At 50.1% G+C, this 21662-nt stretch carries 18 protein-coding genes; 11 read left to right on the plus strand and 7 right to left on the minus strand.

Going from position 1 to position 21662, the window contains the following annotated elements; genetic code table 11:
* Positions 1-13: 13 nt before the first annotated feature.
* Together Q4E93_RS00190 and Q4E93_RS00195 are read left to right on the plus strand one after the other, a co-directional pair.
* Entirely contained in the window at positions 14-1099 is a 1086-nt protein-coding gene (locus tag Q4E93_RS00190) for a fatty acid desaturase (RefSeq protein ID WP_303581960.1), read from the plus strand.
* A 3-nt stretch (positions 1100-1102) separates the two neighbouring features.
* Positions 1103-2209, plus strand: a complete 1107-nt coding sequence (locus Q4E93_RS00195; RefSeq protein ID WP_303581962.1) for a fatty acid desaturase family protein — start codon at positions 1103-1105, stop codon at positions 2207-2209.
* Here the strand turns inward: Q4E93_RS00195 and Q4E93_RS00200 are convergent.
* Together Q4E93_RS00200 and Q4E93_RS00205 are read right to left on the minus strand one after the other, a co-directional pair.
* A complete protein-coding gene (locus Q4E93_RS00200) occupies positions 2172-2732 on the minus strand; it encodes a helix-turn-helix domain-containing protein (protein ID WP_303581964.1) in 561 nt (186 codons plus the stop codon). The genes Q4E93_RS00195 and Q4E93_RS00200 overlap by 38 nt on opposite strands.
* Positions 2733-2820: 88 nt before the next feature.
* Positions 2821-3762 (minus strand): NmrA/HSCARG family protein, encoded by a 942-nt coding sequence (locus tag Q4E93_RS00205; RefSeq protein ID WP_303581966.1) that lies wholly within the window; start codon positions 3760-3762, stop codon positions 2821-2823.
* 83 nt (positions 3763-3845) lie between these two features.
* On the opposite strand from Q4E93_RS00205, the gene Q4E93_RS00210 reads away from it, so the two are divergent.
* Positions 3846-4223 (plus strand): winged helix-turn-helix transcriptional regulator, encoded by a 378-nt coding sequence (locus Q4E93_RS00210; protein WP_303581967.1) that lies wholly within the window; start codon positions 3846-3848, stop codon positions 4221-4223.
* A 20-nt stretch (positions 4224-4243) separates the two neighbouring features.
* Here Q4E93_RS00210 and Q4E93_RS00215 read toward each other — a convergent pair whose 3' ends face one another.
* On the minus strand, positions 4244-6118 hold the full coding sequence (locus Q4E93_RS00215) for an acetate--CoA ligase family protein (RefSeq protein WP_303581969.1): 1875 nt from the start codon (positions 6116-6118) through the stop codon (positions 4244-4246).
* A gap of 15 nt (positions 6119-6133) precedes the next feature.
* Complete coding sequence (locus tag Q4E93_RS00220; RefSeq protein WP_303581971.1) at positions 6134-6640, minus strand: nicotinate-nucleotide adenylyltransferase; 507 nt, start codon at positions 6638-6640, stop codon at positions 6134-6136.
* Between the two features lie 338 nt (positions 6641-6978).
* Between Q4E93_RS00220 and Q4E93_RS00225 the strand changes: the two genes are divergently transcribed.
* From Q4E93_RS00225 to Q4E93_RS00235, 3 genes are read left to right on the plus strand one after another with little or no spacing between them, the layout of a single operon-like run.
* Positions 6979-8115 carry a COG1470 family protein gene (locus Q4E93_RS00225; protein ID WP_303581973.1) on the plus strand — a complete coding sequence of 379 codons (1137 nt, stop codon included), beginning with the start codon at positions 6979-6981 and terminating at the stop codon, positions 8113-8115.
* Positions 8116-8118: 3 nt separating this feature from the next.
* Positions 8119-9111, plus strand: coding sequence for an ABC transporter ATP-binding protein (locus Q4E93_RS00230; RefSeq protein WP_303581975.1), 993 nt, complete (start codon positions 8119-8121; stop codon positions 9109-9111).
* A complete protein-coding gene (locus tag Q4E93_RS00235) occupies positions 9047-10102 on the plus strand; it encodes an ABC transporter permease (protein ID WP_303581977.1) in 1056 nt (351 codons plus the stop codon). The genes Q4E93_RS00230 and Q4E93_RS00235 overlap by 65 nt, the downstream gene beginning before the upstream one ends.
* A gap of 45 nt (positions 10103-10147) precedes the next feature.
* Here Q4E93_RS00235 and Q4E93_RS00240 read toward each other — a convergent pair whose 3' ends face one another.
* Positions 10148-11014: an OmpA/MotB family protein gene (locus Q4E93_RS00240; protein WP_303581979.1), complete on the minus strand. Its 867-nt coding sequence runs from the start codon at positions 11012-11014 to the stop codon at positions 10148-10150.
* A 97-nt stretch (positions 11015-11111) separates the two neighbouring features.
* Positions 11112-12116, minus strand: a complete 1005-nt coding sequence (locus Q4E93_RS00245) for a glycoside hydrolase family 43 protein (protein ID WP_303581980.1) — start codon at positions 12114-12116, stop codon at positions 11112-11114.
* 68 nt (positions 12117-12184) lie between these two features.
* On the opposite strand from Q4E93_RS00245, the gene Q4E93_RS00250 reads away from it, so the two are divergent.
* Both Q4E93_RS00250 and Q4E93_RS00255 read left to right on the plus strand, forming a co-directional pair.
* Positions 12185-13003, plus strand: a complete 819-nt coding sequence (locus Q4E93_RS00250; RefSeq protein ID WP_303581982.1) for an AraC family transcriptional regulator — start codon at positions 12185-12187, stop codon at positions 13001-13003.
* A gap of 68 nt (positions 13004-13071) precedes the next feature.
* Positions 13072-14715 (plus strand): serine hydrolase domain-containing protein, encoded by a 1644-nt coding sequence (locus Q4E93_RS00255; protein WP_303581984.1) that lies wholly within the window; start codon positions 13072-13074, stop codon positions 14713-14715.
* Positions 14716-14743: 28 nt separating this feature from the next.
* Here Q4E93_RS00255 and Q4E93_RS00260 read toward each other — a convergent pair whose 3' ends face one another.
* Entirely contained in the window at positions 14744-16033 is a 1290-nt protein-coding gene (locus Q4E93_RS00260; protein ID WP_303581986.1) for an NAD(P)/FAD-dependent oxidoreductase, read from the minus strand.
* A gap of 259 nt (positions 16034-16292) precedes the next feature.
* On the opposite strand from Q4E93_RS00260, the gene Q4E93_RS00265 reads away from it, so the two are divergent.
* The 3 genes from Q4E93_RS00265 (at position 16293) to Q4E93_RS00275 (ending at position 21596) form a co-directional block, all read left to right on the plus strand.
* A complete protein-coding gene (locus Q4E93_RS00265) occupies positions 16293-16526 on the plus strand; it encodes a hypothetical protein (protein WP_303581988.1) in 234 nt (77 codons plus the stop codon).
* Between the two features lie 304 nt (positions 16527-16830).
* The gene (locus Q4E93_RS00270; RefSeq protein ID WP_303581990.1) at positions 16831-19980 is read left to right on the plus strand and encodes a SusC/RagA family TonB-linked outer membrane protein; all 3150 of its coding nucleotides are present in this window, start codon (positions 16831-16833) and stop codon (positions 19978-19980) included.
* A 35-nt stretch (positions 19981-20015) separates the two neighbouring features.
* The gene (locus tag Q4E93_RS00275; RefSeq protein WP_303581992.1) at positions 20016-21596 is read left to right on the plus strand and encodes a RagB/SusD family nutrient uptake outer membrane protein; all 1581 of its coding nucleotides are present in this window, start codon (positions 20016-20018) and stop codon (positions 21594-21596) included.
* Positions 21597-21662: the final 66 nt, after the last annotated feature.

Consider the following 21662-nt stretch of genomic DNA (forward strand, 5'->3'; position numbering starts at 1 on the left):
TATCCCCACAATTATGCATCAATATCACACATCGGCCGACCCAGGTTGCATGCATGCAAAAAAGGCGAACCTGATGGACTATGTACTGCAGGTGCCATCCTATGGATGGTGCGACCTGGAAGGGCGTCTGGTCATCCCCACTTCCCGCCAGATATTAAAAGAGTGCTGGTTTCGACTGAACATTTTCAGGACTAAAAAGAACTGGCTGGGCTTCTTCAACTGGATCAAGGTGCTGCTGCTCATCCCCTGCCTCTTTATCTTTTTGCTGCAATATTTCAACTTTCACCTGCTGGGGATTGCTTTTATTTACAGCATGGTGGTCATGGGCACGCACGGGACTATCTGGTATCACCGGTATTGCACGCATGGCGCATATACGTTCAGGAACAAGTTCTGGCGGTTTATCACCCGAAACATGACCATCAATATGATCCCGGAGGAAATCTATGTCATTTCCCATCACGTTCATCATGCCAAGTCGGACCAACCCGGAGACCCTTATAATGCGGGTGCCGGATTTTTATATTGTTTTCTCGCAGATGTCAACCACCAGACCATTTCAGGATTTTTAACCGAAGACGAATATGCCCGTGTGGTACGGATGATGGGACATTCCGGTGTCAGGCCGAACACGTACCGGCAATATCAAAAATGGGGGTCTGTTGCCAGGCCAGGCTGGTCATTGGGTGGATGGATCCTTAACTGGGCCTTTTGGGGCGTGGCATTTTACCTGTTGGGAGGTGCGCCGCTGGTCTTCGCATTATTCGGGGCCGCCGGCTTCTGGGCCATAGGGGTTCGGACCTTCAATTATGAAGGGCATGGCAAGGGGAAAGACAAGCACAAGGAAGGCGTCGACTTTAATAAGGACGATCTTTCCATCAATCAGCTGTGGCCTGGGTATGTTGCCGGTGAGTGGCATAACAATCACCATCTCTTTCCATCAAGCGCCCGCAGCGGTTTCCTGAACTATCAGCTGGACCTGGCCTGGTATTATATCAAATTCCTGAAGATCATTGGAGCCGTCAGCAGCTATCACGACTCCAAAAAGCTATTTCTCTCTCAATACCTGCAACCTTATATGAAGAAGAAAAAGCCGTAGAAAATGCCTGCAATAACCTTCAACAATAGCAATAATTCGTTCTTTCAATCTGTCAGAAAGTCGGTGGATCTTTACTTCAAGACCAAAAAGCTGAAAAAGACGGGAAACTGGAAACTGTATTTAAAAGCGTGGATCTTAATTCCAGGCGGCCTTGGCATTTACTTTTATCTCTTGTCGGGGCATTACAGCCGGGTGATAGGAATAATAGTATCGGTCCTTTTAGGGCTGACGCTGGTATGTATAGCTTTTAATGTTATGCATGATGCCTGCCACAATAGCTACTCGGAAAGGAAATGGATAAACAGCATTATGGGACTGACCATGAATGCACTTGGCAGCAACGCTTTTCTATGGAAGATTAAACATAACATCATACACCATACTTATACCAACATTGATGGGATCGATGATGATATTGCCAATAGCCCTTTATTGAGGGAGTGTACTACCCAAAAATGGATACCGATCCATCGCTTCCAGTTTCTCTATATGTTTGTCCTTTATTCTATCAGCACCTTATCATGGATGCTCGGCACTGACTTTGTGAGATACTTTGCCAAAAAAGTCCATACTACGCCGATCAGCAAGATCAGCGTTAAGGAGCACGTTATATTTTGGGCCAGCAAGCTGTTATATGTTTTCTTCTATGTTCTGGTGCCCATTTATACGTTGGGTTGGCGGCCCTGGCTGACCGGCTTTTTAGTGGTTCATTTAACAATGGGTTTATCCTTATCAGTGGTGTTTCAGTTAGCCCATGTGGTAGAAAAGACTACTTTCAGGACGGTGGAAGGGCCACATAAAGTAATAGCTACCGAATGGGCGGTCCATGAAGTAAGCACTACTGCCGATTTTGCCCCGCAAAACAAGGTGATTTCCTGGCTGTTGGGGGGGCTGAATTTCCAGATAGAGCATCATCTCTTCCCCCAGATCAGCCATATACACTATTTCGCCTTAAGCGAAATAGTGCGAAGACAATGCGAACTTTTCGGCATTCCCTATAATTGTTACCCGTCTGCAAGACAAGCATTTTATTCGCATGTACGGCTGATGAAAAGATTGGGGAGCAAGTCATTTACAGGTCTTCCAACGTCGAGCGTCTCTTGTTCTTGAGCTCTTTAAAATGAGAAGGGGTCAGCCCAGTGGTTTTCTTAAACTGGGTGCAGAGATGCGCCACGCTGCTGTAGTGCATTTTGTACGCAATCTCGGTAAGCGACAGCTCATTATAGACAAGAAATTCCTTCACTCGCTCTATCTTATGAGATATATAGAATTTTTCGATCGTAATACCCTGTACCTCTGAAAAGAGGTTGGCAAGGTAGGTATAATCGTAGTGTAATTTTTGACTCAAATAAACGGATAAATTGATGGTCAGCGGCTCCTCGGAATAGTGTACTAATTCAACAATGAGGGTCTTAATTTTCTGGATCAATATGCTTTTCTTGTCATCCATCAATTCAAGTCCATATTTTAGCAATCCTTCCCTGACCTGTTCACGTTGGGCACGGGAGATATCTTTCTCAAGTTCCGCCTCTCCTAATTCAACTGAGGTATACTTCAACCCTAATTTTGCCAGTTCGTCCTTAACCACCATTTTGCAGCGGATGCACACCATATTTTTGATATAGAGTTTCAAGGAGAAAAGTGTTAAATAGCGGCAGTATTGACAAAATCGGAACGGATTACCCTTCTTTGAAAGTTAGCAATTTTTTGTCATATCGCAATTATTGCCCTATTGCCCCTGTCCCTATGGTGCGCAGAAATTGTTCCCAACTGAGGCTGTTCGGGTTTATTTGGCGGCTCCACAGCAGGTGGCGATCTTTTCTGAAATATCCATATTCGACCGCGTACCCGACCATTCCCAGGATCTCACGCACTAACATCTCATTTGAACCAAATTCCGGGAAATGATGAAGGAGGCCCTCCCGTGTGAATGCGGAACTGTATGCCGCTTTCTTTCCCGTGACCCGGGTGAAAGTATCGACCATCTCCTGAGGTGAGATCATCTCGCCGATTACCGGCAAGGACTCACCGGCATACTGACCTGGATTCGAAAAAATTTCCAGCACGGCAGGGCCTGTGGCCGTAAGAGGATCAACAAATGGCGCACGGAAGTCCTTTGGCAAATAGATCGGGAATACAAGTGTATCGCCTTCCATACGAGGCGGGTAGAATTCAATCAGGTTAGTGTAAAAGAAAGCCATGTAGATAAACGAGCTGGTGACGGGCAGCGTACGAATATATTCTTCTATTTTGGCTTTGTCTGTAAAATGGGGAGCAAACATTTTTCCTTCCGTAATTTTATCTACATTTTCCAGGCTGCTGAAGATAACATGCCGTACTCCCGCCTCAACCGCCGCATCCGCCAACTGTTTGCCCAACTCCATCTCGTGCGTTGCCGGTGGGACAATGGCTGGCGTCATCATGAAAACGCCCTCCGAGCCACGAAATGCTTCCACCCATTCTTTTTTATATCCCAGAGCAAGCGGTAATCTTACCAGTTCGGCCCCTTGTTCTGCGAGTTCAAGCGCCTCGGGCGAATCAATGCGGCGAGTGAGGCCGCGTACACGATAGCGGCCGCTCTGTAACAAAGTGCGTGCAGCGCTGCGCCCCTGTTTGCCCAAAACGCCAACGATCGTAATGAGTGGTTTGTCTTTTTGTGTCATTGCTTAAAATATAGTTGCAAAACTATTTATAGTTCAATAGTTTTACAATAGCTATCCATTTGGATAGCTTATCAATACATGTTATGGGAATAGAATGTAAAAGTGATTTTATAAAAGTCAACAATAAATTATATCCTTGCACGGTGAGCGTAGCAATGGATATGGTCGGCGGAAAGTGGAAGGCGGTTATTCTATACCATTTAAAGGATGCTCGTAAACGATATAGCGAACTTAGAAAGGAAATGCCTGGCGTCACTGAAAGGACATTGAGTTTGCAATTAAAACAATTGGAGGATGACGAGTTGATCTCAAGGCAAGTCTATGGAGAGAAGCCGCCCATTAAAGTTGTATACAGTTTAACGGAGCTTGGCAAGTCTTTCTCCCCTGTACTGGATGCAATTCTGGGGTGGGGTAATCAGATAGCGATTAAGAAAGGCGAATTTGTCGAAAGATCTTTATGACGCTGCGGGCAAGATTTAGTTCATAGATAAGACACGGCCTCCGAAAGCTCCTCGAAGTACGTCACTCCTTCCGAACGCAGCCGGCGACAGGCCGTCTCCATTTTTTCCCCGCCCAGCAACACAGGGAAGACTTTCGTCCGGAAAGGATGCGTATAAAAGATCTCGCCGATCTTATTGGTATCTGTCATGAATTGTGGCGTCACCACTACCAGAATGGCATCGGCTCCGAATGAATCGGCGATAGTCAGTGCCTTCAGATACCGCTCATACGTGGCATCGCCGATAATATCGATGGGATTGTTTTTCGACCAGTGTTTGGGCAGCACTTTGCTGAGACTGTCTATCTGCGCCTGGCTGAGTGGATATAGCTTGTCACTGATCATATCGCTGATGACGGTGCCCGCCCCGCCGGCATTGGTAATGACAAGTACCTTCTCAAAATGATAGGGGTACAGAAGCCCATTGATGTCGCGCATCATTGTCGCGCCTACGCTCTTCAGGAGGCCGGTGAACATTTCATAATTTCCAGCCAGGTTGCCCGTATGAGAGAAAGCAGCCTTCCTGGCCGCTTCCGTCCGTCCTGCCTTGAATATCCTCACCGGGACCTTGCTGCCGCGGATCGCGCGCAGCAGGTTCTTTCCATTTGACACTCCTTCGATATAGAGATTCACCGGGTGGGCGCCTTCATACGAATGAATAAGATCGGCGAAATCGACGTCCGCCATATTGCCGGCGGAAATAATATTCGCGAAGCCGATGTTTTTATAGACCGCCTTGTCCATCAATTCTGCCACGATGGCGCCCGACTGGGAAAAGAAATTGACATCGCCGGCCTTGGGCGTACCTGGCCCGAAAGTAAGGTTCTTTCCATTGGCATATATACCCAGACAGTTGGGACCGATGATATGGATGCCATATTTTGCCGCCAGCTCTTCCAGGAAATGCTCGTCGCGCCCCGCTTCACGGAAGCCGGCCGTAATAATGACGACATTCTTCACATTTTTTACGGCCAACCGCACGATGCTGTCCTTTAAAGCAGCCGGTGGGATACATAGGACGGCCGTATCGATCTGGGGAAGGTCCTCGACACGGGGAAATACCTGTTTGTCGAATAGCTTGTCCAGATGCGGGTTTACATAATAACAATCCGGATCCCCGGAATTGTTTTTTGCCAGCGCATATCCCACTTTTTCCGGATGGCTGCTGACACCGATAATGGCCGTGCGTTGCGGGCGGAATATCTCAGGGATAAACTTTAATGGCTTGGACTGCGTGATGCATGTGCCTGTCACCATCCGGGCGTCCACGACCACCGGTCCTTCCTCTGTCAGGATCACCGGGTTGCAATCCAACTCCCTGACCTCTATGCGCTGTAATTTCTGTACGAGCGCCACGATGGGCCCCGGATCATATTTTATGCCGCGGAATCCCCTGGCGAAATACTGTCCAACCCGGGTCTGCAGGATGCCATTCCGTATTTCCTGTTCGCCCGCCTCGCTATCGATGTAGCATATGTCCCTGAATAGCTCCACCGTTGTACCTCCCGCGCCGAATAGGATTACTTTCCCGAACACTGGGTCCTGAACGACACCGAAAAAAAGTTCGATACCTGTATATTGGCGCGTAACGATCCATTCATCCTTTGAATCCGGTGTAAAACCTTTCAGACACAGCCGGTGAAGGATATTTTTCCGTGCTTCTTCCAGTTCTTCCTGGTTGTTAAGGTGCAGCGCTACACCTCCCAGGTCCGACTTATGCACAATCCTCGGGGACATGATCTTTAAAGCCACGGGCCAGGATGTCGCCGTCAGCGCTCCTTCCAGCGGGAAGCAACTATATTCCGGTGTAGGAACGCCGGCCGCTGCCAGGCATTGATATACTTCCTTTTCCAGCACGTTGTACAATCAGATTTACTGGAAATTTCCGTTCTCATCGCACTTTACCCTTAAGCGTTTATCTCCGTTCTCCAGCAGAAGTTTATAGACCTTTTTCGTGTCTTTCCCTTCCGAATAGTTGACCAGGTATACGTCCTTGGTGATACCCCATTGCGGGAACCTGGTTGTGACAGCCTGACTGATGGCCTTCGGGATGGCGATATTTTTAAACTTTTCAATGGTGCGAAGAAGCTTCCCGTCCTTGTCATAAGCAGCCAGAATACTGCCGTCCGGGATGTAAAAGGAAATATAATATTCATCATAGTCATCTTCATAGTACTCGGAATTTTTGACGTCATAAGCCGCCGCTCTTATTTGAAGGAGCTTTACTGGCTGGGCAGCCTCTTTAGTGTTAACTGAACTAAGGTATTTATAATTTACCGCTGTTACCGTTACAGGGGGTAAAGGCTCCTGGGCAAAGGATTGGGACGTTATTCCCAAAGCCAGGGCAAATAGCAACCACTTTGATCTTGACGATTTCATAGTTTTTTGTTTAAAGATTATTGAATAATACGACGATCGAAGCTACAATGGACATGCCTGGTATAAAATGATGGGGGTCACTTGCTATGCTGAAGTTCATCAGGGGTTGACAGACCGGCAACTAATTGCGCTGAGAACAAATTTCAGAATGTTAAGAATTTGTAAAAAAACAGCCCTGACATTTTTTCTATTTTTTTCAAAATTATAAATTTGCGACCGTCCGAATTTTAACCAAAACACCGGGAAATTTTTACCGACATCAGTCGAAAATATCTGTATAGAAGAAGCTCAAGGGAACAATTTATATAATATATTTTCTTATGACTATGCTTGAAAATTTGACTCGCTCATTATCTGCCCTGCTGTTGGCTGTCGCGCTCTCGGCAGCATCGTCTGACAGCTGTCTTGCGCAAAGCCTTTCGCTCTACACCCCTTTTACAGAGATCGCTGTCCCGCCGGGAGAATCCATCGATTATCCCATCGACGTCATCAACAAGGGTGGCTCGACGCGGACGGCCGAGATCGCAATAGAGGGACTGCCCAAGGGTTGGACCTACCACATCAAATCCGGCGGGTGGACGATCAGCCGTGTTTCGGTCCTTCCGGGAGAGAAGAAGAATTTCTCTTTGCAGCTGCAGGTTCCGTTGAAGATCAACAAGGGATCGTATCATTTCGTGGTAGCTGCCAAAGGGATCAGCGCGCTGCCGCTGGCCGTCGTCGTGTCGCAACAGGGGGCTTTCAAGACGGAGTTCACCACGGACCAGGCCAATATGGCGGGTGCTGCCAACTCTACTTTCACCTTCAACGCCAAATTGCGGAATTTTACGGAAGGCAGCCAGGCTTATGCCCTGAATGCTTTAGCCCCTCCGGGTTGGAAGATAAGTTTCAAGGCGAACTACAAGCAGGTGTCCTCCGTCAACATAGATGCCGGGCATACCCAGGACATCAGCATCGAGGTAGATCCGCCGGACGAAGCAGGGGCAGGAATCTATAAGATCCCTGTCGTCGCAACCACCGGTGCAACGTCAGCAGATCTTGCCCTTGAAGTGAGCATCACAGGATCCTACGCCCTGCAGCTGTCGACGCCTTCGGGCCTGTTGAGTACGGGTACGACGGCAGGCGATCCAAAACGATTGGAGCTCGTGGTGAAGAACACGGGGTCCGCGGAGCTGAAAAATATCGACCTGCTCTCGACGGCTCCCGTTAACTGGGATGTCAGCTTCGATCCAAAGAGGATCGGGAACCTCCCTCCCGGCCAAACGGCGCAGGTCTCCGCCACTATCACACCTGATCAGAAAGCCATCGCAGGCGACTATATGGCCAATCTTACAGCAAAGACGGCGGAAACCAGTTCCATGGCCCCAATGAGGATCTCGGTGGAAACGTCTCTGTTGTGGAGCTGGTCCGGCATACTCCTGATTCTCGCTTCCCTGGGACTCGTTTACTATCTGTTCAGAAAATACGGGAGGAGGTAGGCGATGAACGAACCGATCATAACTATTTCCGGTCTCACCAAACGTTACGGGACCTTGGCCGTAGTGAACGGACTCGATCTGTCCATCCACAAAGGTGAAGTTTTTGGGCTGCTGGGACCCAACGGCGCCGGCAAGTCCACCACCATCCTGATGCTGCTGGGATTGACCGAACCCTCGGCCGGAAAAGTGAGCGTATGCGGTATCGATCCCACGCTTCATCCGATCGAGGTAAAGAAAAAAGTCGGTTATCTGCCGGACGATGTCGGCTTCTATGACGGCCGAAGCGGATTGGAGAACCTGCTCTATACGGCCCGGTTGAACCGTCTCCCGAAAGAGGAGGCCTATCGCCGGGCGCGGCAATTGTTAGACCAGGTGGGCCTGGGCAATGATGGCGACAAGAAGGCCGGCATTTATTCCCGGGGCATGCGCCAACGGCTGGGTCTCGCCGATGTCCTGATCAAAGATCCGGAGATCATCATCCTCGATGAGCCTACGCTGGGCATCGACCCCCGGGGCGTCAGGGAATTCCTCGATCTTATCGTGCACCTGAGCAGGAAGCAAGGGATTACTGTGCTGCTGTCTTCTCATCACCTGCACCAGGTGCAGCAGGTCTGCGACAGGGTAGGATTATTCGTGAGTGGCAAGCTGATTGCCGAAGGTGATATAGCTACCCTTTCGGCAAGGCTATTTGCCGGCGAGCCTCTTTTAATCGAGGTCAATGTAGCCTGCCCGGGGAGAGATGAAATGCCGGTAACGCATGAGAAAGAAGTCCTGTCACTACTGGAGGCGCTCAGGGAGGTGGAGGGAATCGGTTCCGTGCGCTTCACTGGCGGAACGATCCATATAGGCTGTAACCGGGACGCATCCGCCGCCATCGCCAGGACTGTGACCCGATCGGGTTTTGGGTTAACCCATCTGCAAAAGAAAACGTATGGCCTGGACGAAATTTATCACCGCTATTTCGAAGGAGGCGAATCATATGGAAAAACTGCTTAGTACTCCGGCGCCCGCCCAGGCGGCCAAATTACCCTTGCATCCTTTTTGGGTCATCGTGAGCAAGGAAATGTCGGATCATGTCCGCAGCTGGCGTTTTATCATCCTGCTGTCGCTGATCTTGCTTACCTGCGCTGGCTCGCTGTATACGGCGCTAAATAACATCGGAACGCCGTCGAAGACTGGCAGCCCGGTGAACGGTACATTTTTCTTCCTTCAGCTTTTCACCGCGACGGACGGGTCATTGCCTTCTTTTATCGTATTCATCAATTTCCTGGGACCCCTGCTGGGGATCGCCATGGGCTTCGACGCCGTCAACTCGGAATTCAACAGGGGTACGCTTAGCCGCATCATGGCGCAGCCCGTGCACCGCGATTACCTTCTCAACGGGAAATTCGTGGCTTCACTGCTGGTAGTTGGCATTCTGTTCTTCTCTCTGACCCTTCTGGTGACAGGCCTGGGCCTTGTCTTCATAGGGATCCCTCCTACGGCAAGCGAATTCCTGCGTATCCTTTCATTTTCGCTGCTAAGTATCCTGTATGTTGCCTTCTGGCTAAACTTGTCCATTCTATTTTCCATTCGCTTCCGTCAGCCTGCGACCTCCGCCCTGACCTCTATAGCGGCGTGGCTGTTCCTGACGATCTTTTACCCCATCCTTATCAGGCTTGTTGCGAAGCTGCTCGCCCCGGACGCCGGATCGTTCCCCGGGCCGGGAGATGAGCCCTACTCCTACCAGCATACATTGCTGAAGCTGCTACGGTTTGCACCCAGCCAGCTCTTCAGTGATGCAACCACGACCCTGCTGATGCCCTCGATCCGCAGCCTGGGGCCGCTGACAATGGAACAGGTGGCAGGCGCCATACCGAATCCGCTGCCATTGGGAGAGAGTGTGCTCATTGTCTGGCCACAGCTTACGGGATTGGTCGCTGCCACTGTATTATGCTTTGCCCTGTCCTATGTTTCCTTCATGCGAAAAGAGATCCGGTCGCGTTGAAGAAAATGGCTATCGGGCCGACGGATGAAAACGTCATGACTAACGCTATTTTCGCTCCAGCAATTTGAAGAACTGGTCCAGCTGAGGGAGGATGACGATACGGGTCCGGCGGTTGGCTGCCCGCCCTTCGGGTGTTTCGTTAGACGCGACGGTGACATATTCGCCACGACCGGCGGCCGTCATCCGCTCAGGTGGTATATTATATTGGTTCTGGAGTATCCGCACGACGGAGGTTGCGCGTTTGACACTCAAGTCCCAGTTGTCCAGCAATACGCCCTGAAAATAAGGTACGCTATCCGTATGCCCCTCTACCATAAATTCAATGTCCGGCTGGTTCTTCAGGACCAGCGCCACCTTGCCTAATACCTCCTTTGCCTTATCCCTGACAACATAGCTGCCCGTATTAAATAGCAGCTTGTCCGAGACATCGATGTAGATAACGCCTTTTTCAATTTTGATATTGATATCCTGGTCATCCAGGTTGCCGATGACACCTTTCAGGTTCATCACCAGGGCCAGGTTCAGCGAGTCCCGTCGCGCAAGGGCCGTTTGCAGGTCCTGGATATAGACGTCTTTGGCGCCGATGTTCTCCAGTGATTTTTTTATGCTCTCCGCCTGGGAGCTGCTGATCACCGACAGGTCTTGCAGTTGCTTTAACAACTGCGTGTTATTCTCTTTGATGAGGGGTAATTTGCTGTTCAGGTCATCAAAACTCTTTTGCAATGCTGATTTTTGCGCGCTAAGGTCCGCATTCGCATCCCTGCAGGCTTTGAGATCATTCTGCAGCTTCGCATTCAGGGAGTCGTACCTCGCCTGCGCCTGTTGCTGCATGGTATTGAATTTTTTGGTGCTGACGCAGGAAAGAAGCAGGACTGATATGAGAATTGAAAGATAAAAATGTAACGGTTTCATATAAAAAGGGATTTAATTCACTAATTTCTTCCGTGAATTATCAAAGGTGGGTACTACCGTTAGATTTTTTTATGACGCAGGTCACACAGGAGAATGATTATAGCTTGGTTTTGGGCCAGTTTTCCGAGAGCCTTTTCGCTTCCCCTGCCGTTATTGGCATCACCGTGCCGTGCCGGGGATGGAAGTCCATGCTGACGGCCTCGTCTATCACCGTAAAATGCCGCATGTCGGTGGTCCTGGTGAACTGATAGCGGCCGCTGGTGTACATATCATACATGAGGACATAGCCGCTGCCATCGTTCAGCTTGAAAGTGCCGGCGCCTTCCACCGGGGAGGTGGTTTGCTGTACATAATCCGTGCTTTGCATGACGTAGCCCCCTGTGAGGTGGTGAGATACCGCTATTTTGATGCCGGGCAGACGGTCTTCCGTTTTAAAGAAAAGATAGTAGGTTCCCTCTTTTTTTATAATATCCCCATCAATGCAGGCTGCATTGTCCGGGCTGAAAAAAAGCTGCCTGGGTGTTCCTTCCAGGCCAGTGAAATCCTTATTGGCGTACACATAATAGATCTTGTCCGGGGCGTTGCCATGCTTCATGGAAAAGTAGATCATGTACTTTCCGGCTGAATCATCGTAAATGGTCTGCGGCGCCCATACCCGTAACAGGCTATCCTGGCCCGGGTACTTTTTCTGAATATTTACAGCCGACGCGGTCCATTTGATAAGGTCAGCCGATCTCAGGAGCACCATGCCGCGGTTGGAGTCCCAGCCATTGGCCGAAACCATATCGGTGGCCACCATGTAAAATGTTTTACCATCAACCCCTCGCAGGATATGGGGGTCACGCACGCCTCCGGTTTCGCTTATGCCATCCAGGTTGATAACGGGCTGATTGCCGTTGAGGGCATGGTACCGGAATCCATCATTACTGATCGCAAACCGGATCTGTTCTTCTTTTTTGTCGTTGCCTGTGAAATATACAAACAGGTAGGCCCGGTAGTTGTTGGAGGAGGGTTTCTGCGCTTTGGCGGGTGCCATCGGAAGCAGCCCACAGCTGCAATACAGGAAAAATGATATGCGGCGAATATTCTTTCTGAAATTCATAATATGTAATGTACAATTTTTCCTTTTTCTGTTACTTTATGCTTTGTAATAAATTGTATCTTGATTCCATGAAATTCTCAAAAACAGGGCAATTTTATGGAACAACGAATGAGACGATCCACCTGGATGGAATTACTTTGACGGATACCGAATATTCACAGGCCAGGGTACCCTGGCATTTTCATGAAAACAATTATTTCACGTTCATCCTGGAAGGCGGCATGATTGAAGGGAATAAAAAGGAGATATATGAATGCTGTGCCGGGGATCTGTTATTTCACAACTGGCAGGACGCACATTATAACATCTCATCAGGCAGATTTACCCGCGGTTTTCATGTGGAGCTGGGGGCCGGGTGGTTTGAATCCTTTGACATCGTCAATGACGTGACCGAGGGCAGCATCGGCATTTCCAATCCACGTGTAAAAACCGTGATGTACAATGTCCTTAAGGAAATGAAGCTGACCGGTAATGCCGGTCAGTTGAGCATCGACGCCTTATTATTGGAGATCTTCAGCCTCCTGGGAAGGATGAAGGGTGCAGCGGATACGAAAAAGCCCAAATGGGTGGGCAGGATCAAAGAGATGCTGCATGAAACCAGGGAGAATTGGAAATTGACCGAGCTGGCAAGCTCATTGAATGTCCATCCCGTGCATTTATCCAGGGACTTTCCCAAATACTTTGATACGACGCTGGGGGATTATATAAGGGCCACTAAGGTTCAACGCGCGGTTGCACTGTTGCCAAACACCGGGCTTTCCCTCACCGATATCTCTTTGGAATGCGGCTTTGCCGACCAGAGCCATTTCATCCGGTCGTTCAGGTCTTATTATCATGTTACGCCATTGTTCTATAGGAAATTACTGTTAAAAAAGGGGGGACGTTAAAAACGTTCTATTTTCGGTAGATAACCTCCCCTAGTTTTGGATCAACGAGTAAGATAAAAACTATAACTATGGCCCCGCGCTTTTTGCTATTTTCTTTCCTGTCACTGTGGATATTTCAGCTTCCCGCCCAGGATATCGTAAAAGACCAGGGAATTACTTCCCCCCTCCATCAGGGTAATGTCGGCAGGATCGTTTTCACTTCACGGAAGATCGACTTGTCAGCGCTTACTCCCGCAGATTTTTTATACGCATACGAATTGACGAACAAGAGCAACCTGTTCATCACCGTATTCATGGCCCGCTCATTGACAAATTACATGCATGGACTTGCGCCGGAATTACCGCTGGACAGCCTCCATAAGAACAGCGGGTACCAATTTTCTTTGCTTATAGATGATCGACTTATCTATAAGAGCAATATCCTGGGGGCGCCTTTGCCAAAGATCAGGGACACGGAAACGACGATCAGTAAACCGCTGATCGATAATGAAAATGAAGGCGTATGGTGGAGTCAGTTCTACTGGGGGCGATTCCTGCAGAATGGCGGTGACAGCGCATTGACAGAAGGGCGCCATTCCCTTAAAATGGAGATCCGGCCTTATGTGCAAGCGCTGGTCGGGGACCTCATCGCTTCGGGCGAGCTGAGCCTGGAGGTGAAGAGAAAGCCGGTGATCGATGTCTCCCGGATCCAATTGAACCCCATTCAGCCTTATAATGGCTTTCCCGCCTCGACAGAGCAATTCGATAGTAATAAAATAAAAGAATTAAAAGGTAAAATAGAGGCGGGGGTATTTAAGAGGATCAACAGCGTCGTCGTGATCAGGAATGGCAAAATATTGGTAGAAGAATATTTTAATGGTGAAAACCGGGATTCCCTGCACGATCCGCGATCGGTGGGGAAGTCGTTTGCTTCGACCATGATCGGTATTGCCGAAAGTGAAGGCTATTTGAAAAGCGAGCACCAAACGCTAAAGGAATTCTACCCCATCCGCTCGTTCGCGAATTATTCGCCCGAAAAGGAGAATGTTCCTCTTAAAGACCTGCTCACCATGAGCTCGGCATTTGACGGGGACGATAACGATGGGGATTCGCCCGGAAACGAGGAGAATATGTATCCTACGGACGATTGGGTGAAGTTCACGCTGGATCTACCCGTCAGTTCGACGCGGCCCAGGGAGCAGTGGCATTACTTTACCGCCGGGGCAATGCTTTTGGGTGACGTTTTAAATAAGACCGTACCCGGAGGACTGGAAAAATATGCCGATCGAAAACTTTTTGGTCCCCTGGGCATCAAATACCAGTGGACGTATACGCCGCAGCATGTCCCGAATACAGCAGGCGGGATCCGGCTCAATGCACTGGGTTTTGCCAAATATGGGCAGTTATATAAGAACGGAGGGCAATGGAATGGCAGACAGATCGTACCGAAAGATTGGGTCAATAAAACGTTCACCAGGTACCGCCCGATACCCGGCAGGTCCGATGAGTTTTATGGGTATTTGTTCTGGAATAAGAAATACATGGTCAAGGGTCAGCGCTATGAGACATTCTATTGCACGGGTAACGGAGGCAATAAGATCTTTGTGTTCATGGATCAGCCCCTGGTGATCGTAATAACCGCCAGCGCCTATGGACAGCCGTATGCCCACCCCCAGGTGGATAGAATGATGACCGAATATATATTGCCGGCTGTTTTGAATGTGAAGGACTGAGCTGGAGTCCATGGCTCAATGGATCGCATCAGGTGCCCCGGTTCCCCGAACGGAAGATCATTCTCAATGCCTGGTCCCTGGTTAAATAGGCCACCAGCCAGCTGTACAAGGTTTTGATCTTGTTATTATAATTGACCAGGGATATGAGGTGGATGAACAGCCATCCCAGTAAGCCCAAAAAGCCGCTGAGATGGAGTTTGTGCTTGAACAGATCGGCCATGGCCTTATTGCGTCCGATGATGGCCATATCTCCCCGGTCGAAATATTTGAATGGCTTCATGGGTTTGCCTTTCGCCATAGACAGGAAATTTTTGGCCAGTGTTTTTCCCTGCTGAATGGCAGGCTGCGCCAGCTGCGGGTGCCCTTTCGGATAAGCCGGATCGGTGTCCTGTATGCTGATGTCGCCTATGGCCCAGACATTATCGAATCCCTTTACCTTGTTATATACATCGGTGATCATCCTGTTGCCGGCTCCGAGACAGGATGCGGGAATTCCTTCGAACGTATGCGCAGTGACGCCGGCCGCCCAGATCAGCGTAGCAGCCTCGATCGACGCGCCATCGGAAAATTTGATGATATTGTCTTCATAGCTGGTGACGCGTGTATTCAATTTGATGTCCACGCCCAGCTTTGTTAGTATCCGGAAGGTTTCCTGATGGGTTTTGTCACTCATAGGGGCCAGCAATACAGGGCTGCCGTCTGCTATATGAATGGCCCCTTCGGCGCCTTTAAGCTCCGGGTAATCTTTTGCCATGATGTATTTTCTCATTTCGGCCAGCATACCCACCACCTCTACCCCTGTAGGGCCGCCTCCCGCAACCACCATCGTTAAAAGCTTCCTGCGCTCGGCCGGGTCACCCGTAATCGCCGCCTTTTCCATGGTTTTCATCAGCTCATTCCGCATGTAAATTGCGTCATCGATCCCTTTCAGCGAAATGGCTTTTTCCCGGATGCGCTCGTTGCCGAAGAAGTTTGTTTTAGTGCCCGCCGCAAATACCAGCTGGTCGTAGGAAAGATCGCCGTCGCTTAATTGAATGGTGTTGTTTTCTGTATCTATCCGCAACAGCTCAGCCATCCGGAACTGGATGCCTTTCTTTCTAAACAGCTTACGGAAAGGATAACTGATGCTTGAAGGGTCGAGAAAACTGGTGCCAACCTGGTAAAGCAAGGGGGTGAAATAATTGTAGTTATTTTTATCCACCAGGGTGACCTGGTAGTCCCGGTTATTGAAAAGCTGCCGTACAAAGTTTAATCCTGCAAAGCCGCCGCCTATCACGATGATCTTTTTTCTATTATCAGATCCTTTTAAATTTTCCATGGTGATATTATTTTCCGGATGTTTACTCAAAAGGATAAAACATTGTCTTCCAGTCCGCCTGATGTGTTTTGGCCGAGACAATACCGCGCCGATGAAGTTAGCAAATCTTTATCATTGAATGTTTCATGCCGGGTGGTAGTTGCGCAGGGCATGACGTTTTAGGTGTATAGCTAAAATTTAGCTTTACAAATAGGCGGACCCGGGGAATGGTTTTTGCGACGATTTCCGGAATGATCAGCAACAGTTAAATAGTGAAATAGTGAAAAAAGAAGAACTGGAAGCCCTGCCTGCATCTATCCTGCGGACAATGCTTATTACTGAAATACAAAATTTTATTCACGCCCTGGGTCTAATGGCGCCGATGAAAAGCCTTGTGGAGAATAGAGATCATATTAAGTCTCTGATACAAATCCTGACCAGAAAGGAAGAGGAGGAATTTGACCAGATGATGGGAAGATATTTCCCCAATGCCTCATTAAATCGTCTACAGTGATTCTGGGATAAAGGTTTAGGTTTAATGGCTATGGAGCTGATTACGGCGGCCCGTCAGGATTGACGGGTTTTTTTTGTGTGATCCATTACAAGGTCAGCGCTTGTGCGGCCCTGTGAATAAAATTTTCTTTTCTGCACTGGCAAGATATTTGATGCGGTGTCAGAGCCCCCCGAGTATCATATCCCACCGTTACGATTGCATACTACCTACACATGTGACAGTGACCTCCTATAACTACCATCACCGTGGGCGCGGCGCTATACCAGCTTGCCGGAGATTCCTCATTTAAAAAAAATGGCTGTTTATGACAATTTGTACGTCAGCCCTCACAGGACCAAGGACCTTATTTTGTATTTTTTTATTGCTATTGTATTCCGCCGTCTTTTCACAGGACACGAGCAAACCCGCGAAGGATACGTCCGGCGTGGACAGTATAAGTAATAAGCTGAGGATAGATGGGACGGTCAGCCTGGCGGGCGGAGGCGCCGACCTGTCGGGGACGAGTGTCCAGATCAAGGGAACTACTATTGCGCGGCCAACCGATAGCGCGGGGCACTTCACTATTTTGGTATCCCCGCAGTCCACGCTGGTATTCAGTCATGTCGGATATAAAACGACGGAGGTCACCGTGGACAGCAAGCTGCCCATCAATATCACGCTCACAAGGGAGGAGAATATGCTCGAACAGGTGACCGTAAGCTATGGCAGGCAGGCCAAACGGGATATCACCGGTGCGATCTCCAAGGTGGATGCCGCCAGTGTGGCGGATATCCCCGCTACCGAATTCGGGCAGAAATTACAGGGAAAGGTCCCGGGCATCCAGATCCAGCAAAGCAGTGGTATTCCGGGAAATAATATTGTTTTTCGCATCCGCGGCGCTGCATCGCTGGGGTCGGGCAACCAGCCACTCATCGTCGTCGACGGCCAGCCATTGAACAGTGATGTCGCAGGGGGTACGGGGGACATCAACCTGATAGCGCCTGATCAGATTGAATCGTATAGTGTGCTGAAAGACGCCAATGCCACAGCCCTGTATGGCAGCCGTGCTTCCAATGGCGTCATCCTCATCACTACGAGGACGGCGAAGATCGGCAAATCTTCTGTCAGCGTGAATGCCTATCACGGGTGGCAGACCGTCCCCCAGCGGGGCCGGCCGGATATGATGAATGCCCGCGCGTTCGCCACCTTTATGAATGGGTTCTACCAGGACAAGATCACCTATGAGGGTTGGGTAAACCCCACTACGGGTACGGCCACCATTCCCTCGGACTATGCAAACCCTTCCGCCTACGGGAAGGGGACTGACTGGTACAACGCGTTGATCCATACAGCGCCAATAGACAATTATACCGTCAACTTTTCGCTTGGTACCCAAAAGGTATCCACCAGCACGACCATGAACTATTTCAACCAGGACGGCGTGCTGTATAACACAGGCACCAAAAGGTTTGCCTTTCGCACCAACACGGAATACCGCCCTGTCGAAAGACTGAAGATAGGGCTCAACCTGGCGCCTGCCTACCAGATCGATCATAATACCCGGGGCGGCCAGCTGGCGCTGAATGGTAACCGGCAGGTCGTCAGCGGCGCTGAAATGGGCTCACCGCTGATACCCGTATTCAGGGCGCCGGGCGCTTATACGCTGTCGACATCCTCCTTCGGAATGTATGCCATGCCGAACTATGTCATGCAGGCAAGGCTCATGGACAACGATCAGACCAACTTTTCGTTCCTGGGCAATGCATATGCCGACCTGGAGATCATCCGGGGCCTGCACGCCAAATCCTCCATCAACGGCGATATCCTGAACCAGGATTACAATGCCTACTATGGCACCATGTATGGACAGTTTGGGAATGTCCCTCCCCGTCCCAACGCTTCCTCGCAGGCACAAAACAGCGCGAACAATGTGTACTCCTGGACGAATGAGAACCTGCTGACCTATAATACGCGGCTGGGCGATCATTCACTGGACATATTGGCGGGATACACTACCCAGAAATCGTATACGACGCTGAAATCTATTACAGGAACGGGCTTCGCCACCGACCTGACCCCTTTTATCTCCGCCGCCACCAACACTTCGGGTTCCTCGAACAGCACTTCCTGGACCATTGCTTCTGCGTTGGCAAGGATTAATTATGACTATAAGAAACGGTACTATTTATCGGCCAGCATCCGCAATGACGGCAGCTCCCGTTTTGGCACGAATAAGAAATACGGCACTTTCCCTTCCGTGTCTGCAGGATGGGTGGCCAGCAGCGAGAAATTCTTCCCCCAATGGGGGGCGCTGAATTACCTGAAGATTAGGGCCAGCTACGGCAAAACGGGCAACTTCAACATTGGTAACTACACGCAGGCATCATTACTGAGCCCGGCCAACTATGGCAATACCACTTTGGGAGAGGGGAATACTGTCCTGGGCAATCCCGACCTGACATGGGAGACTTCGAAGCAGTTTGATATAGGGGCTGACCTGACGCTCCTGCATGGCAGGGTGAACATCAGCTACGATTATTACAACACCCGTAATGAAGGCATGCTGTCACAGCTGCCCCTGCCGTATACTTCCGGGTATGAATCGATCCAATACAACGAAGGGTCGTTCCATATCTGGGGACATGATATCCAGGTAAGCACGGACAATATCAAAGGGCCCTTCACCTGGAATACGGACTTCAATATATCCTTCAATGATAACAAAGTGGTGTCGCTGGTGAACAATACGCCCATCGGCGGAGTGGACACGTATGGCGACTACAATCGCACAGAGGTGGGCCGCCGCATCGGCGAGCTCTACGGGTATGTCTTCGACGGCGTGTACATGAACCAGTCGGAGTATGACAAGTATCCCAAGTATGCCACTTCGGTCGTCGGGTCGGCCCGCATGCGCGATGTCAACGGGGATGACACGGTGGATATCAAGGACCGCACTTTCCTTGGCAGGACGAATCCCAAATTCATCTATGGCATGACGAATACCTTTACCTGGAAGAATTTCGATCTGGGTATTCTGGTGGCCGGCCAGGTGGGGAATAAGATCATGAATACCAACCTCCAGAATATCCATAACCTGGATGGGGTATTCAATGTCACCAGCGATATGGCAAACCGCTGGCGGAGCGAGGCGGATCCCGGGAATGGGAAAGTGCCCGGCACGCGGTCCGGCTCCACGGAGCTGTATCGCCTGGTCAACAGCTCCTGGGTATTCTCCGGGGACTACCTGGCCGTGAAGAATATCTCGCTGGGATATACTTTCAATAAAAAGGTGCTGCGCTACGTCAAGGATATAAGGATCTACGGCAGCGTACAGAATGCTTTTATGTTCACCAAATACCCGGGCCAGAACCCGGAGGTCAACGATACAAAGGACAACCAGACGCAGGCGGGACTGGACAACGGCAGCTACCCGATACCGAGGCTGATCATGGTTGGCGCCAACCTGAATTTTTAGAAAAACGATTAATGGGATCTATTATGCAAATTACCATGCGATACAAAATCATTCCGGCGGGTGTTGTGCTGGCATTGGCCGTAACCTCCTGCAGTAAAAAATTCGTGACGCTCTACCCGGAAGGGCAGCTGAACGAAGCTGTTTTTTATAAGACGAACTCCGACTTTCAGCAAGCGCTGACGGGCGCTTATGTTCCCCTGCGTGATGCTGCGAATGTCGCCTTCTACCTGGAGGAAATGCGCGCCGACAATACTTTTTTCGATTATAACGCGAAGGACCGGGGCGGTACGGGCAACGAAAGTATCGCTGAATTCCTGGATGATGCCAGCAACGACAATACCACATCCCTGTGGCAGGCTAACTTCCAGGGCATACAGCGCACCGACATTATTCTCGATAAGCTGGCGCAAAGCTCGCCGGCCGACATGACTGACTCGTCGAAGAATGAGATCGTTGGCCAGGCAAAGGCGTTGCGAGCGCACTATTATTTCGAGCTGGTGCGTCTTTTCGGTTCCGTCCCCCTATACCTGCACCAGGTGACGGACGCGAAGAATGCGATCGTCAATAAAAGCCCGGTGGACAGCGTCTATGCCCAGATCATTGCCGACTTTACCGATGCGCTCAGCAAGCTGTCCCCGCCTGCATTCCCGCAACCGGGGACGATCAACAAGGGGATGGTGGCTACCGAGCTGGGGTTGGTGTACCTGACGTTGAAACAATATGACAAGGCGACGCCGTTGTTCCAATCGGTGACCCAGATGGGCTATTCGTTGCTGCCGAAATATGCGGACGTCTTCAGGGCGGCGAATGAGAACAGTGTGGAGTCCATCTTCGAGATTCAGTATTCGGCCGGGAATACCACCTCAAATGGCGCGCTCGCGGCCAATAACCAAAGCAGCGAGTTTGTGTACAACTTCATTCCTAATATGGCCAGCACGCAGTTGGTCCTGGGAGTAGACTATAACAATACGGCCGGCGGCTGGAATGTTCCTACGCAGAACCTTATTTTGACGTATGAGCCCGGGGATACCCGGCTCGATGCCAGCATTGGGGTGATCAAGGGACATTTGAATGAGCAGACCGATTTTGTGCCGGACAGCGTGGTAGGCATTTTGCACAATATCGATACTACGGGAAAAGGAATGGGCTTTACCACGTCTTCGACACACCGGTTCATCAGGAAACAATACAATGCTCCTTATACGGGCGTCACCCAGAAATACAACACGGGGGACGACTGGTATGTTTACCGGTATTCTGACTTACTGCTGATGCTGGCGGAATCCCTGAATGAGCAGGGGCAGCCAGCGGCCGCGCTGCCTTTTCTGAACCAGGTTCGTCAAAGGGCCGGCCTGGCGCCGGCGATGACCGCGGACCAGGGGACGCTGCGGGAAACCATCGCGCACGAACGCAGGGTGGAGCTGGCTTTCGAGAACCATCGCTGGTTCGACCTGGTACGCACCGGGAAGGCCGTAACTGTTATGTCGGCCTATGGGATACAGCAAAAACTGGCTTATCCCTTCCTGCTGCCGAACGCATACAATGTGACACAGGGCAAGCTGCTCTATGCGATACCTTCGCGGGACGTGCTGATCAATCCGGGGTTGGGGCAGTAAAGAATTAGCTGATCTACATGACTTCTACATCATTATATATATAATTCCTTTTTATTCAGGAATTCT

Source organism: Flavitalea plasmicola (genome assembly GCF_030546645.1).
GTDB lineage: Bacteria > Bacteroidota > Bacteroidia > Chitinophagales > Chitinophagaceae > Puia.